This is a genomic window from Streptomyces boluensis (assembly GCF_009908195.1).
In the GTDB taxonomy this organism is placed as follows: Bacteria; Actinomycetota; Actinomycetes; order Streptomycetales; family Streptomycetaceae; genus Streptomyces; species Streptomyces boluensis.
Map to the genome: position 1 here is coordinate 40,730 of NZ_JAAAHS010000006.1, position 13,761 is coordinate 54,490.

Consider the following 13,761-nt stretch of genomic DNA (forward strand, 5'->3'; position numbering starts at 1 on the left):
TTCCCAGCTCCCCTGCTGTTTGATTCACGACATCTCCGTCGACTCGGCGCTCCTCAGACATCGGCACGGTCGTGCACCTGCCGGTCCTTCTCCGCATCGGCCGATTCGCCCAGCCGGTGCAGGGCGCGGTACGCGAAGTAGTACATGCACATCTGGAATCCCCAAGTGCTCAGCGCCGCCGTGTAGAAGAGGGTGTGCGCCGCGTCGTCGCCCGGGATGTGGACGTAGTCGTAGATCGAGGCGATCCCGAATGCGGCAGCGGTCGCGAGCCCCGCACCGATCGCCATTCCCTTAGCGCCGGCCGCCCAGAGCCGCCGCGAGAAGTAGAGGAGAAACAGCGTGGTCAGCACATTGACCACGACGTAGAAGACAGCAAGACCGCGACCCAGCTCCTCGCCGAAGATCTGCAGGACGAGCCCGACCCCGGCGGCGAACGCGAACACCCCGACATCCACGGCCACGGACGGCCTGTACCGATGCGTCACGGCCATCAGACCCATCACGAGAATCAACGTGATGCCGACCGACCGGGAGAACGCGTCGAGGAAATGCGCGGCGGTGTACATGGGGCTGTCTTCGCCGGCCCCCACGGCCGCGTAGACGAAGAAGTTCGACCCGGAGGTGGCGACGATGATCCATTCGAGGCCGAGAAGATAGTTCCGGAATTCCTTGATGAATTTCCAGCCGAAGGTGAATCCGACGACGACCATCCAGACGTCGGCAAGCAGGAAGAGTAGATCTCTGAGTGCCATTGTTTCCTCAATCCGTGCTCGGGTATCGGGTCAGATCGTCGCGGGCTGGCCGGCGTCGATCGACGGGTAGTCGTCCCGCTTGAGCAGGTCCATGGGGTCGGACATCTGACCGGCGACCCGGTCGACTTCGGCGACCGCAGCAGGCCTCCACCTTCGAGTGAGCTCACGCTGCTTCATCTTGGTCACCCGATCGAGTCAAATGTACAACTGTTTTCGTTCGAGAGCTACGGTCTGCGCCGATCCAGGCAAAACCGCCTGTTAACCTGGTGAGCGACTTGATCGATCGTTCAACTTCGGTAGGGGGCAGATGTGGCACGCGTACCAGCGGCCGAGCGACGCAACGACCTGGTGAATGCCGCTATCCATGTGATCGCGAGCCACGGTGTCGAAGGCGCGACCACTCGGCGGATCGCCGAGGAGGCGAACGCCCCGCTGGCGACGCTGCACTACTGCTTCCACACCAAGGAGCTGCTGTTCGAGGCCGTCATCGAGAGGCTCACGGAGCAATACCGTGAGGTCCTGATCGAGAACGACGTGCACGGCGACGTGGCCGCGACCGCGCGCGGAGTCCTCCGCGGACTCCTGAACTGGTATCTCGAAGGCGATCCGGATCTCGCGTCCGCGACCATCGAGCTGGTCAGCTGGGCGCAGCGGCAGAAGGACCATCCGGCCGTCTCCGTCTACAGCGAGGCTTTCAACGTGATGCGCTCGATCCTCGCGAGAGCGGCCTCCGGACAGGAGGTCGCGCCCGAGACGATCGACCAGATCGGCTATGTCGTCGGGGCCCTTTCGGACGGCTTCGCCGTGAACTGGCTGACGTACGCCGACCGTTCCCAGGCCGCCGAGCAGGCCGAGACCATCGTCGGTGTGCTCGACGCCTGGCTGGCCGCGAACCTCGCCTGACGGCAAGCCCGTCGACGGGGGCGCGAACCCGAGTGCGTCCACCGGCGAGCCCGCGGGCGCACTCGGGTCGGCCGCGTATCAAAGGCGTTTGGCGGATTCCTCGACGATCCACGTCATCGTCGGATCGTCGCTCTCCATCCATTCCGGGTGCCACTGGACTCCGAGCACCGGCGCGTCCGGGAGCTCCACCGCCTCGATCACACCGTCGGCCGTCCGTCCCGTCACGAGGAGTCCCGTGCCGCAGCGATCGACGGCTTGGTGGTGCCACGAGTTGGTGACTGCCCGTGCTCCGAACAGTCCCGCCACGGTCGAGCCCGGCTCGAACGTCACGAGGTGATCGGCCGTGCCGTCGGTGGGCGCCGCCTCCTGCGACAGATGCCGCACCTCACCGGGCGGAAGGTCGGCGACGAGGGTGCCGCCGAGCGCCACGTTGAGGACCTGCATGCCCCGGCACACGGCGAGCACCGGGATCCCTCGATCGACGGCGGCCCGGACGAGCGCGAGTTCGTAAGCGTCCCGTTCGGCGTCGTGGGCCATCGGGTCCGCACGCGGGTCGACATCGCGGACCACGGACGGGTCCCCGCCCCAGCACGCCGGATGCAGGTCCTGCCCTCCGGTGACGACCACGCCGGAGAGCCAGTGGCACACGGCCTCCGCTTCGGTCTCGTACGAGAGGTTCACGGGGAGGCCGCCGGCGCGGGCGATGCGGATCGCGTAGTCGGACATGTAGGTGTCGGTGCACCGGTCGCCGTACCGGCGGTCCGCGCCCGCGATCAGTTCCAGGCGGATCCGCCGCCCGGTGATCCCGATGAGCGGCCGCACCACGTCCGGCCCAACTCCGTTGGTGCTCACGGCAGTTCGAAGTATCGGGCGGACTCCCACTCGGAGAGTTCGGCGAACGGATCGCCGCCCGCGGTGTGGAACTGCATCCACTCCCAGCGGCGCGATCCGACCCAGTAGTCCACGAACTCGGCACCGAGGAGTTCGCGGAGGATCGGATCCGCTTCGAGCGCGGCGGCGGCCTTCGTGATGGTGTCCGGCAGTCGCTCGACCCCGACGCCGGGCGGCATGCACCACGCCATTTCGCTGACCGGGTCCGGCGGTTCGATCTTGCGCTCAAGCCCTGCGATCACACCGGCAAGCACTCCGGCCAACGCGAGGTACAGATTCGCGTCCGCCCCCGGCACCCGGTACTCCAGACGCGAGTACGACGGGTGCCCGCACACCGCGCGGATCGCGGTGGTCTTGTTGCTGATGCCCCAACTGGCGGTCACCGGCGGCCCGCTGAGATCCACCAGGCGTCGGTACGAGGTGATCTGCGGGAGCACGATCGACGTGTTGCCCTCGATGGTCGCGAGCAGCCCGCCGACCGCGTGGCGCATCGCCTCCGACGGGCCCTCCTCCGCGTAGAACACGTTGGCGCCGTCCCGCTGGAGGGAGATGTTGATGTGGGACGCCTGCCCGTAGCCCTCGGTGGGCTTGGCCATGAAAGTGACCGTGTGGCCGCGCTCGAACGCGACCTCGCGCATGATCTGGCGGGTCCGCGCCCAGGAGTCGCACACCTTGACCGGGTCGCCGGGCGCCAGGTTGATCTCGATCTGACCGGCGGCGTCCTCGTCGCTCCACGCCTCCCACTCGATGCCGACCGCGTCGAGCCGGTCGGCGACAGCGTTCATGTACCCGTACCAGTCCTTCGACTTCGCGAGGTGGTACGCCGTGCCCGCGCTTCCGCCGAGCGGTGTCAGTCCGCGGTACCCGCGGGCGCGCGCCTCCTGGATGGACTCCTCGAAGACGGTCGCCTCGATCTCCACGGCGACGGTCGCGGTGAAGCCGAGTGACGCGAGCCGGTCGGTCAACTTGCGAGTGAGGTTACGCGGACAGAGCGGCACGGGTGTGCCGTCCTTCAGCCAGTAGTCGCCGATCACGGCGTCGAGCCCTGGCTCCCACTCGATCTGTGTCGACACGTCGGGGTGGAAGAAGACGTCGTCCAGATGCCCGCGCCAGTCGGGGTAGGCGAAGCCGAAGGCCGGGGCGTTGCCGAGGTCGAGCCCGAACAGCAGGTCGGCGAAGGCGAATCCCGACTCCGCACCGGACGCGAACTTCTTCGGTGCCACGGTCTTGCCGAGGAACGAGCCCTCGAGGTTCGTCGCCTCCAGGCGCACTGCCCGCGCCCCGTTCGACGCCGCTTCCGCGGCTGACACGGAGGAGCTACGGGCGTCAACTCCGTTGTCGGGCAAGGTGAGTTCAGACATCGTAGCGAACCTTCCAGGAGGCGCCGATCAGGACCGACAGCTGAGAGAGGGTGCCCTGAAGTCCGAGCGCACCCGAGGACAGGACGGCGAGCATGTCGTCGGTTCCGGAGAACACCCCGGCGAGCGTCTCGGGGGCGCCGGCGATCAGGTAGTGGGTGGTGCCTTCGCCGAGAACGACCTGTTCGATGCCGTCGGCGCCTTCGGTCACGGCGATGAGCACGTCCGGAATCCCCGGCACGGCGCGTGCGGCGGTCCAGAAGTGTTCGGCGGCCGCCTGCCAGTCCGGTATCGGCGGCGCCAGTGCGAGCAGCACATCCGCGGCGAGGTCGGCGTCGCCCTCGGGTGCGGCGGCGGGCGCGAACCGGGCGTTCAGGTCGACGGTGAGCGTGGCATCGGGGTCGACGAGGACACCGCCGGCCACCTCGACGACGCCGCTGCCGAAGGTGATCGTCGCCGCCTGCGGGGTGTCGTGGGAACGGATCGCCACTGTGGCCGTGGGCTTCCGCAGCGCGGCGAGAGCGTGGCCCGTACGGGCGGAATCCCGCAAGGTGCGGCCGAGCAGGCGAACGATCGGAGTCGCGTCCTCCTCGATCCGTACGTCGACCTCTCCGGCTGCATCTGCGCCGGACACCGCCGGGGCCGTCGTGGTTTCGGTCATGCCTCAGTCCTTTCGACTTCTGGAGATCACATGCGCCGCGAATCGGCAGCTTCAGATCTCGCATGGACCATGATCACGGTCAAGCGTCTAGATCAGATGACTAGGATGGTGGGGTACAGGTCACGACCTGTCAATGACTTCGCAACGGCCCCGCAGTGAACGGAGAGCCTCACAATGAACGAAGCGCAGCCCCCGTACTGGGACCAACTGGACGCCGACGCACGGTTCGTGGCGCGTGTCATCGCCGAAACCCTCGACAGGCCCGTACGCGAACTGGGTGTGGAAACGGCCCGGAAGCTCCTGGCGACCCCGCCGCCCAGGCGGCCCCTCACGCACCTCGACCGGGTCGAACACCTGACGCTGCCGGCCCGCTCGGGCGAGCTCCGGGCCCGCCTCTATCTGCCGGACGGCCCGCCGGAATCCGGCCGACAGCGTCCGGCGCTCGTCTATCTGCACGGCGGCGGATTCGCCCTCGGCACCCTCGACGGGGTCGACGAGGTCTGCCGCGCGATCGCCGCCCGTTCCGGGTGGGCGGTGTTCTCCCTGGAGTACCGCCTCGCACCGGAGAACCCCTATCCGGCGGCGCTCGACGACTGTTTCGACGCGTACGCCTGGCTGTGCGGAGCGGCCCCCGGGTTCGGCATCGACGCGCACATGATCGCCGTCGGGGGTGATTCCGCGGGCGGCAATCTCGCCGCCGCGCTCTGCCTCATGCTCCGGGATCTCGGGCTTGCCCGGCCCGTGTCCCAGGTGCTCGTCTATCCCGCCGTCGATGGTGCGTTCGCCACCCCGTCCTGGACGGAGTTCGCCGACGCACCCCTGCTGACCAGCGCGGATGCCCGATGGTTCTGGGAGCAGTACATCGGGCCCGGCGGTGCGGTCGACCACTTCGCGGCCCCGATGCGTGCCGCATCGCTGCGGGATCTCCCGCCGGCACTCGTTCTCACCGCCGCGGTCGACCCGCTCCGCGACGACGCCGAGGCGTATGCGGAGCGGCTGCGGCGCGACGGGGTCGAGGTCACGGCGACCCGCTATGACGGCGTTTTCCACGGCTTCTTCACCGAAGTGGGCCTGTTCGCCAGGACGGACGAGGCGCTCACGCAGGTGGCGCGCCACCTGCGGGGCATAGCCGGCGCTTGAGGTGCCCGAGGCGCCCGAGGTCGGGAAACTCGATCGGCGTTCCACTATTGACGCCGCCCGGGGCCGTGGTTAGCCTCTGTTGGTCATATGGCTAAGTCGTATGACCAAGACGGCCTGGATCTGTGTGCAGGCGCACCCGAGAGGTGCACGCCCCACAGCCGCGGCGAAGTCCGTAGAGCCGGGCGCTACCTCCGCCCCCACATCCCCTCACTCACGTCCCCTCTCTCACGTCCCCGCATTTCGACTACTCGAAGGCAGACGCATGACCGACAAAGCTCCAGTCACCGCCCCCGTCGTCGACATCCTCTGTGTCGGTGCGGGATTCTCCGGCCTCTACGCGGCGTACAAGGTCGCCGAGAAGGGCTGGACCTTCGCCGGATTCGAGACCGCGCCGGACGTTGGCGGTACGTGGTACTGGAACACGTACCCCGGCGCCCGGTGTGACGTCGAGAGCGTCTACTACTCGTACTCCTTCAGTGAGGAGCTTCAGCAGGAGTGGACGTGGAGCGAGCGCTTCGCTCCGCAGGCCGAGATCCTCAGCTACATCAACCACGTCGCGGACCGCTTCGACCTGCGCAGGCACTTCGGCTTCAACTCCCGTGTCACGTCCGCGACTTGGCTTCCGGATCAGCGGCTCTGGGAGGTGACCCTCGACTCCGGCGAGACCCGGCGGGGGCGCCATCTGCTTGCCGGTTCGGGCGGCCTCTCCGCACCCAAGGACCCGGATGTGCCGGGCCTGGACAACTTCACCGGGACCACGGTCTCGACGAGTCGGTGGAACATTCCGCTGAGCGACCTCGCGGGGAAGCGGGTCGCCGTGATCGGCACCGGATCCTCCGCGGTGCAGTGCATTCCGCTCATCGCCGAAGTGGCCGAGCACCTCACCGTGTTCCAGCGCACCCCCAACTACGTGTTCCCGGCCCGGAACGCCCCGTTGGCCGCGGGCTTCGTCGACGAGATCAAGAGCGGTTACGCGGCCCTCCGCGAGGAGTGCCGCCACTCGCTCGGCGGCATCCCGGACCGCATCCCGGACGCCGCGGCGTTCGACGTCTCCGACGAGGAGCGGCGCGAGCGCTACGAGAAGGCCTACGAGCGCAGCGGATTCACCGGCGTCGGCGGCGAGTTCTCCGATCTGCTGACCGATGCGAGGGCCAACGAGACTGCCGCGGACTTCATGCGCCAGAAGGTCCGCCACATCGTCCACGACCCGCGGGCCGCCGCCGTCCTGGAGCCCCGCTTCCACCCGCTCGGCGCCAAGCGAAGCTGTTTCGGCACCGATTACTACGAGACCTTCAACCGCCCCAACGTCTCGGTGGTCTCCCTGCGCGACGAGCCGCTCGAGACCATGACGGCCGACAGCGTCGTCACGAGCGGCGGTGCGTACGAGGTGGACGCCGTCGTCCTGGCCATCGGGTTCGACGCCTTCACCGGACCGCTGTTCTCGCTGGGCGTCTCCACGCCCGAGTCCGGCAGGCTGCAGGACTCGTGGAGCGAGGGCGTCCGTACGTATCTGGGCGTCATGACGGCCGGGTTCCCGAACTTCTTCATGATCGGCGGGCCGCAGAGCCCTGCGCTCGTGAGCAATGTCGTCGTCACGATCGAGCAGGCCGTCGACTGGATCACCGATCTGATCGAGCATGCGAAGGCGGAGGGTGCCGACGTCGTCGAACCGACCGTCGAGGCCCAGGACGAGTGGGTGCGGATCACCGAACTCACGGTCAACCAGACCCTGTACGCGACCACCGACTCCTGGTACCGCGGTTCGAACGTGGCCGGCAAGCCGACGACCTTCCTCGGCTATGTGGGCGGTGTCGGCAAGTACCGCCGGATGTGCACCGAGATCGCCAAGCACGGCTACCCGGGCATCCAGCTCGACGGCGAGGCCGTGGCACGCCGTATCGGTCGCATCGACCAGGAGATCGCATGAAGGTCGTGCACCAGCGGTACGTCGCCCACTCCGATGCGCACTACGCGGGCAACCTCGTCGACGGTGCGTACAGCCTGAAGCTGTTCGGTGACGCCGGCACGCACCTGGCGATCACCGTCGACGGCCACGAGAGCCTGTTCGCCGGGTACTCCTCGGTCGAGTTCCTCGCTCCGATCCGCGGCGGCGACGTCATCGAGGCCGAGGCGCGCCTCGCGTCCAGGGGCAACAGGAGCCGGACGGTCGAGTTCGAGCTGCGCATCATCTGCCGGTCCCTGGACGAGACCGGCCGAGCGGAGGTGCTGGCCGAACCCATTGTGGCCACGCGTGCGCGAGGGACGGGTGTCGTGCCGGCCGATGGGTGATTGCGCTTGGCAGTAGCGGACGCCCTGCCGGGGGCCGGCGTGTGATGCCGGCCCTCGGGGAGATACAGGTGGGTTACCGGTCGATCGGGATGAGGGAGTGCATGTCGATGTCGATCAGGGTCGGACCGTGGTGTCGTGGCGCCCTTGCGAACGCCTCGTCGAAGTCGGGGGCGCTCGCGACCCGTACGCCCCGCGCGCCGAACGAAGTGGCGAGCGCGGCGAAGTCGGGGGTGCGGAGGTCCACGTCGTGGAGCGTTCCGTCTCCGCGCCGGGCCTCGATGGTGCGCAGCATCTGGTACCCGGAGTCGTTGAACAGGCAGATGACGATGGGGAGTTGATGCTGGACGGCGGTGGCGAGCTCGCCGACGCTGAGCATGAACCCACCGTCGCCCTGGAGCACGACGACCGGTTCGTTACTGCCCAGTGCCGCTCCGATCGCGAGCGGAAGACCCGGCCCGATGCCTGCTGCCGTCGAGCGGATCGAGGTGCGTGCGTGGTGGATCGGCAGCAGCGTCTCGCCCCAGGCGTAGGCGGGCACGGTCGCATCCCGTACGACCACACTCCGCCTCGGCCGGTGCTGTTCGATCGACCGGCAGATCGCCGTATGGTCCGTGCCCACTCGGCCGGCCACCAGGGCGTGAGTCCGCGCGAGAGCTTGCCGCCCCTCCTCCAGGTGCCGCTTCCGATCGAGCGCCACGTCCGTGTCGGGGGAGGGCAGGGCGGCATACAGGGCCCGCAGTCCCGCCTCCGCGTCGCCCACCAGCGCCTGAGCCGACGGGTAGGAGCGGCCGATGACGGTCGGGTCGGCGTCCAGATGCACCAGCCGCTCCGGCAACCGCAGGCTCCACTCGGCGGTCGGGTACTGCTGGAACCGCGTGCCCACCGCCAGCATCGCGTCGCAGGAGGCGAGATACCCGGGCATGTCACCGTCGATCGCGCTGCCTCCCAGGCTCAGCGGATCGTGCTCGCCGATCGCGCCCCTGCCCTCCCGGCTGGTGATCACGGGCGCCTGCCAGTGCCGCGCAAGGGCGCGCAGCGCCTGCGGAGCGCCCTCGGAACGGATGACCCCGCCGCCCGCCCAGATCACGGGACGGCGCGCCCCGGCGAGTAGTTCGGCCGCCCGCGCGACCGCGTCGGCGGACGGAGTGCGCCGGGGGAGGGGCCGCGCGGCTGCTGCCGTCAGGGCTTCGAGGTCCACAACGGTCTCGTACGCCTCCTGCACGTCTGTCGGGATCTCGACGGCGACCGGACGCGGACGTCCGCTCAGCGCTGAGCGGCCGAGCCGGACGACCGTCTCCGCCAGCGTGTCCGCCTCGGTCACCGTGACGACCTCGCGGCACTGCGTGCGCAGCATCGCCGCCTGCTGCTCGGCCTCGTGGACGTACGCGCGCCCGCGGCCGAGGTGGTGCGTGGGTACCTGACTGGTGATCAGAAGGACGGGAGATGAGGCGTACTGCGCCTCGTACAGACCGCCCATCGTGTTCGCCGTGCCGGGCCCCGTGCTGGCGACGGCGACGCCGAGCCGGCCGGTTGTACGGGCGTACGCGTCGGCGGCGTGCAGCACTCCTTGCTCGTGCCGGCAGCCCACGACCCGTATACGTCCGCGCTGGTGGACGGCCTTGAGGATGGCGAGGGTGTGGGCGCTCGGAATCGTGAAGACCGTCTCGACGCCGAGCGCCTCCAGAGCGAGGGCGACGGCTCCTCCGCCGTCGACGGTGTGCAGTGTCATGGGCACGGGCGTTGGCGCGGGCGTGGGGTTGGGGTTGGGCATGGGGCTCCTCGACGTGTCAGGTGTGTCTACGGGAAGGCGTGGACGTCGCGCCGTGTCCGTCGCAGAGGTTCAGTGCGCGCCGGACACGGCGCCTCCGCTCGCGGGGGTCCGCCCGTCCCGTCGGGCGAGGCCGATGGCCAGGGCGACCAGCGCACAGGCGGCCGCGACCAGGAAGACGGTCCGGTAGCCCTCCCAGGTGAAGGCGAACCGGCCGGCTCCGCCCGTGCCGAGGGGGTAGTGGAGGAGCAGCGCCGTTAGGCCGGCCGTGGCGAGAGAGCCGCCCAGGCTCTGCACCATGAAGTTCATGGACCCGCTGATGCCCTGCCGGTCGGCGGGGACCGTGTCGACGATGAAGTTCTGCGTACCGGCCTGGAAGAAGCCCGCCGCTGCGCCGTCGGTGAACGACATCAGCCGGAAGATCCACGTGTTGTCCGTCTCCGGCGCGACGAAGGCCACCATCACGCACGCCGCGACCAGCAGCAGAGCGCCCAGGATCAGCACGACGCGAGGCCCGGAGCGGCGGGCGAGCCAGCCGCCCAGGGTGCCGCAGAGCATGGTGCCCAGGCCCATCGGCAGCCCGTGCCAGAGCGCCAGCTCGACCGCGTTCAGGCCGAACCCGTACTCCGTACCGGGCCCGTGCGGTGTCATCAGCAACTGCGGGAACAGGAAGCCGTATCCGGCCCAGGCGACGGTCAGGGAGCCCGTGGTGGCGAGGGTGAGGTAGAAGGCGGGGCGGCCGAGGATCGACGCGTCGATCAGGGGCGAGGCGGCCTTCCGCTGGCTCAGGCAGAACGCGGTGAGCAGGCTCGCCGAGACCAGCAGGGCGGCGACGATCGCAACACCCTTCATGCCGAGGGCGATCAGCAGCACGGCGCAACCGAGCGCGAGCAGGAGCGCTCCCCGGTAGTCGATGCGCTGCCGGATGCGGACGGACGACTCGGGCAGGAAGGCGATCACCGCGAGCAGCAGCACGCCCATGTACCCGAAGAGGAACCAGAACGTGGCCCGGAAGCCGTACGAATCGATCAGCCAGCCGCCGAGGAACGTGGAGAGGATCGCGCTGATGCCGGTGCTGGTGGCCAGGCAGCCCAGGCCGAGCGGCACCAGGCGGGCGGGGAGCAGGTCGCGGATCAGCCCGTAGCCGAGGACGAAGAACGGCAGAGCGGATGCCTGCAGGGCGCGGCCGGTCATGAACACCAGGAACGAGGGGGCAAGCGCGCACACCAGAGTGCCCGCGAGGAAGCAGACCGCGCACCGCACGAGCATCTTCTTCTTGCCGTGGATGTCGGCGAGCTTCCCGACCACCGGGACGACGACCGCGCCGCCCAGGTACAGAATCGTCAACGCCCAGGCCACCTGCTGGGTTTGGAACTCGGCGGCGATCTGCCCGACCGCCGGGTAGATGAAGGTGAACTCGAAGCCGACGACCTCGGTGGCCAGGATCAGCAGCCCGACGATCGAGAAGTAGGAGAGCTTCGACCGCTCTCGCTCTCCCGCCGAAGTGGCGGGCGAATCGGTGCCGGCCAGGGCCTGTTGGCTGTCTTCCCGCATGGTGCGGCTCCCTCGGGACGGTGTGGGTGTCGAGGCGTGGGGGAGGTGAACGCCGCGGGCTCAGCTGGGAGACGGGACGGACCTGCGGCTCCGGAGCGCTGTGCTGTGGCAGGGGTCGGGTCTAACAGCCGCTTGGTACGAGCGGCAATGGATCCGGTGAGTGATCGGCTCCGTTTTCCCGGTCGGCGGGAAAACCGGGAGGGGTGGAGGGGGTGACCTGGCTCGCGGCGTGCGCGCAGCCGTGCGGCTGACTCGTCCGTTGGCTGCACGGCTGCACGGCTGCACGGCTGCACGGCTGCACGGCCGTTGGTCGCATGGCCGTTGGTCGTATGGCGTGGGGTTCGAGCGCGGTGCCAGCCCGGCCGACGCGCCGCGGTCGTGCCGGCGGCTGACCATCAGCCTTCGACCGCGATGCCTACAAGCAACGCAACACCGTCGTGCGCTGCATCCACCGCCTCAAACAATGGCGCGGCCTGGCCACCCGCTACGTGATCCAGAAGAAACGCCCTAGCGCTCCCCCGCCGAGTCCAGCGCACGCGTCAACGTGTCGAGGCGCTCGCGCAGTTCGTGGAACTCATCGAGCGTGAGGCCGGTCGCGGCGGCGATCCTGCGTGGGACCTCCAGGGCCTGCGCCCTGAGTTCCCGGCCCGCCTCGGTGGGGCGGACCACGACGGAACGCTCGTCCTCGGCGCTGCGCCGACGCTCCACGTATCCGACCGCTTCCAGGCGTTTGAGCAGCGGCGACAAGGTTCCGGAGTCGAGGCGCAGGAGGGCGCCGAGGCGCTTGACGGCCAGCTCGTCGTGCTCCCAGAGCACCAGCATGACGAGGTACTGCGGGTAGGTGAGCCGCAGCTCCTTGAGGGGTTCGCGGTACACGCCGTTGAACGCCCGCGAGGCGGCATGCACGGAGAAGCAGACCTGCCGGTCGAGTCGGAGCAGGTCCTCGTCACGTACGTCACGGGTCGTAGCCATGCACACAAGGTTACCGGCGCAGCTACCCACAGGCAATTTAGTTGTGCACAACTGAATTGTGCGCTATCAATGTGGGAACGGTTCGTCCACGACGCAGAAGTCGTCCCGGACGCCGGCCCAGCACATCAAGCAGCACATCGAGCAGCACGCATCCCGCAGCACAGGACAGGACAGGATCATGGACGCCATATACACCGCAGTCGCCACCGCCAACGGCCGCGAGGGCCGCGCCGTCAGCTCCGACGGTCAGGTCGACCTGCCGCTCGCACACCCGGCCGCCCTTGGCGGCAACGGTCAGGGCACCAACCCCGAGCAGCTCTTTGCCGCCGGTTTCGCGGCCTGCTTCGCCAGTGCGATGGGCGCCATCGGCCGCCAGGAGAAGATCGACGTCAAGGACGCCTCGATCACCGCCGAGGTCTCCATCGGCAAGGACACCGACGGTGGCTTCGGCCTCGCCGTCGTCCTGCGCGCCGAGCTCCCGGACCACCTCCAGGGCGACGCGGGCCGCGACCTCCTGGAGAAGACCCACGCCTACTGCCCGTACTCCAAGGCGACCCGCGGCAACATCGACGTGGAGCTCGTGATCGAGTAACCCGACGTGATCGCGTAACCCGACCGCCCCCGGCAGCTGCAGCAACTACATCCAGCTGCCGGGCCAGGCCCACCGCCTCATGTTGTCCAGCGGTACCGGAACCGTTGCCGGTGGGGCCTCGATGGGCGGTGCGAACCGGGCCGCGCGCCCACGGCCGTACAGCTCGGCCCAGATCGACCGGGCGCAGGACTGGAGCAGCGGTGCGAGCCGTTCCAGAGCGCGGTGACCACCCAGCGACGCCACGGAGACCGCGGCGATCGCCCGCCCCGCGCCCCGCAGCGGAACCGCTGCGGAGACCAGCCCCTGGCAGGTCCCCTCCCGGTCGTACGCGATGCCGTCCGCGCGCACGGCGGCCAGTTCCGTACGGAAGAGGAAGGGGCTTGTCACCGTGCGGGGCGTGCGCGGGTGCAGTCCGGCCGCCAACACCCGCTCCACGTCGGCCGGATCACCGAAGCCGAGGATGGCCTTGCCCGCGGCCGTGCAGTGGGCGGGGAGTCGGGCGCCGACGTGGGTCGGCAGGGCATGGTCGTCGAACGAGCCGATACGTTCCAGGCAGACCACGTCGGTGTCCGCCAACACGAACAGTTGCGCCGGCTTGCCCGTCGCCTGATGGAGCTGGTCGAGTCGGGGCAGGGCCACGCGGAGCAGCCGGTTGTGATGGGCGGCGAGCCCGCCGTGCTCAAGCAGACGCATGCCCATGCGGTAGTCCCGGCCCTCGCGGTCCAGCCAGCGCAGCTGCACGAGCTGGTCGAGGATGCGGTGGGCGGAGGAGCGGCTCAGGCCCGAGCGGCGGATCACCTCGGTCAGCGAGAGCCGGGGGTGCGAGCCGTCGAAGGCGGCGAGCACTTGCTCGGCCTTCTCCAGGAGGGAGGGTGGGGGCG

14 protein-coding genes and 1 pseudogene are annotated in these 13,761 nt (G+C 69.2%); 6 read left to right on the top strand and 9 right to left on the bottom strand.

Annotation, left to right across the window (positions count from 1 at the left end):
- Positions 1-53: 53 nt before the first annotated feature.
- Complete coding sequence (locus GUY60_RS01860) at positions 54-710, bottom strand: transporter (RefSeq protein ID WP_246234150.1); 657 nt, start codon at positions 708-710, stop codon at positions 54-56.
- 72 nt (positions 711-782) lie between these two features.
- Positions 783-938 carry a hypothetical protein gene (locus tag GUY60_RS01865; protein WP_161693057.1) on the bottom strand — a complete coding sequence of 52 codons (156 nt, stop codon included), beginning with the start codon at positions 936-938 and terminating at the stop codon, positions 783-785.
- Positions 939-1,061: 123 nt separating this feature from the next.
- Here GUY60_RS01865 and GUY60_RS01870 point away from each other — a divergent pair, with 123 nt between their 5' ends.
- Positions 1,062-1,655, top strand: coding sequence for a TetR/AcrR family transcriptional regulator (locus GUY60_RS01870; protein WP_161693058.1), 594 nt, complete (start codon positions 1,062-1,064; stop codon positions 1,653-1,655).
- A 78-nt stretch (positions 1,656-1,733) separates the two neighbouring features.
- On the opposite strand, the gene GUY60_RS01875 is transcribed toward GUY60_RS01870, so the two are convergent.
- Genes GUY60_RS01875 through GUY60_RS01885 form a run of 3 tightly spaced genes read right to left on the bottom strand, consistent with a single transcriptional unit; the run spans position 1,734 to position 4,565 of the window.
- The gene (locus GUY60_RS01875) at positions 1,734-2,507 is read right to left on the bottom strand and encodes a gamma-glutamyl-gamma-aminobutyrate hydrolase family protein (RefSeq protein WP_312866150.1); all 774 of its coding nucleotides are present in this window, start codon (positions 2,505-2,507) and stop codon (positions 1,734-1,736) included.
- Positions 2,504-3,907: a glutamine synthetase family protein gene (locus tag GUY60_RS01880; protein ID WP_223178643.1), complete on the bottom strand. Its 1,404-nt coding sequence runs from the start codon at positions 3,905-3,907 to the stop codon at positions 2,504-2,506. The genes GUY60_RS01875 and GUY60_RS01880 overlap by 4 nt, the downstream gene beginning before the upstream one ends.
- Positions 3,900-4,565, bottom strand: a complete 666-nt coding sequence (locus GUY60_RS01885) for a hypothetical protein (protein ID WP_161693059.1) — start codon at positions 4,563-4,565, stop codon at positions 3,900-3,902. Before GUY60_RS01885 ends, GUY60_RS01880 begins: the two co-directional genes overlap by 8 nt.
- Before the next feature lie 174 nt (positions 4,566-4,739).
- Between GUY60_RS01885 and GUY60_RS01890 the strand changes: the two genes are divergently transcribed.
- From GUY60_RS01890 to GUY60_RS01900, 3 genes are all read left to right on the top strand, one after another.
- Positions 4,740-5,705 carry an alpha/beta hydrolase gene (locus GUY60_RS01890; protein WP_161693060.1) on the top strand — a complete coding sequence of 322 codons (966 nt, stop codon included), beginning with the start codon at positions 4,740-4,742 and terminating at the stop codon, positions 5,703-5,705.
- Positions 5,706-5,967: 262 nt separating this feature from the next.
- Complete coding sequence (locus tag GUY60_RS01895; protein ID WP_161693061.1) at positions 5,968-7,632, top strand: flavin-containing monooxygenase; 1,665 nt, start codon at positions 5,968-5,970, stop codon at positions 7,630-7,632.
- Entirely contained in the window at positions 7,629-7,994 is a 366-nt protein-coding gene (locus tag GUY60_RS01900; RefSeq protein ID WP_161693062.1) for a hotdog domain-containing protein, read from the top strand. Before GUY60_RS01895 ends, GUY60_RS01900 begins: the two co-directional genes overlap by 4 nt.
- Positions 7,995-8,067: 73 nt before the next feature.
- On the opposite strand, the gene GUY60_RS01905 is transcribed toward GUY60_RS01900, so the two are convergent.
- Complete coding sequence (locus tag GUY60_RS01905) at positions 8,068-9,723, bottom strand: thiamine pyrophosphate-binding protein (protein ID WP_161693063.1); 1,656 nt, start codon at positions 9,721-9,723, stop codon at positions 8,068-8,070.
- A gap of 111 nt (positions 9,724-9,834) precedes the next feature.
- Entirely contained in the window at positions 9,835-11,316 is a 1,482-nt protein-coding gene (locus GUY60_RS01910) for an MFS transporter (RefSeq protein ID WP_161693064.1), read from the bottom strand.
- A 374-nt stretch (positions 11,317-11,690) separates the two neighbouring features.
- Here GUY60_RS01910 and GUY60_RS38150 point away from each other — a divergent pair.
- Positions 11,691-11,804 (top strand): annotated as a pseudogene (locus GUY60_RS38150) (IS5/IS1182 family transposase); the annotation flags it as partial.
- 19 nt (positions 11,805-11,823) lie between these two features.
- On the opposite strand, the gene GUY60_RS01915 reads toward GUY60_RS38150, so the two are convergent.
- A complete protein-coding gene (locus GUY60_RS01915; protein ID WP_161693065.1) occupies positions 11,824-12,288 on the bottom strand; it encodes a MarR family winged helix-turn-helix transcriptional regulator in 465 nt (154 codons plus the stop codon).
- 178 nt (positions 12,289-12,466) lie between these two features.
- On the opposite strand from GUY60_RS01915, the gene GUY60_RS01920 reads away from it, so the two are divergent.
- Positions 12,467-12,880: an Ohr family peroxiredoxin gene (locus GUY60_RS01920; protein WP_161693066.1), complete on the top strand. Its 414-nt coding sequence runs from the start codon at positions 12,467-12,469 to the stop codon at positions 12,878-12,880.
- A 45-nt stretch (positions 12,881-12,925) separates the two neighbouring features.
- On the opposite strand, the gene GUY60_RS01925 is transcribed toward GUY60_RS01920, so the two are convergent.
- Positions 12,926-13,761, bottom strand: an 836-nt coding sequence (locus GUY60_RS01925; protein WP_161693067.1) for an IclR family transcriptional regulator, incomplete at its 5' end; no start/stop codon positions are given.

Coding starts and splice junctions, on each gene's coding strand:
- GUY60_RS01915 (WP_161693065.1), bottom strand. CDS start 12,288: ATGGCTACGACCCGTGACGTACGTGACGAGGACCTGCTCCGACTCGAC.
- GUY60_RS01900 (WP_161693062.1), top strand. CDS start 7,629: ATGAAGGTCGTGCACCAGCGGTACGTCGCCCACTCCGATGCGCACTAC.
- GUY60_RS01890 (WP_161693060.1), top strand. CDS start 4,740: ATGAACGAAGCGCAGCCCCCGTACTGGGACCAACTGGACGCCGACGCA.
- GUY60_RS01905 (WP_161693063.1), bottom strand. CDS start 9,723: ATGACACTGCACACCGTCGACGGCGGAGGAGCCGTCGCCCTCGCTCTG.
- GUY60_RS01910 (WP_161693064.1), bottom strand. CDS start 11,316: ATGCGGGAAGACAGCCAACAGGCCCTGGCCGGCACCGATTCGCCCGCC.
- GUY60_RS01885 (WP_161693059.1), bottom strand. CDS start 4,565: ATGACCGAAACCACGACGGCCCCGGCGGTGTCCGGCGCAGATGCAGCC.
- GUY60_RS01920 (WP_161693066.1), top strand. CDS start 12,467: ATGGACGCCATATACACCGCAGTCGCCACCGCCAACGGCCGCGAGGGC.
- GUY60_RS01880 (WP_223178643.1), bottom strand. CDS start 3,907: ATGTCTGAACTCACCTTGCCCGACAACGGAGTTGACGCCCGTAGCTCC.
- GUY60_RS01860 (WP_246234150.1), bottom strand. CDS start 710: ATGGTCGTCGTCGGATTCACCTTCGGCTGGAAATTCATCAAGGAATTC.
- GUY60_RS01895 (WP_161693061.1), top strand. CDS start 5,968: ATGACCGACAAAGCTCCAGTCACCGCCCCCGTCGTCGACATCCTCTGT.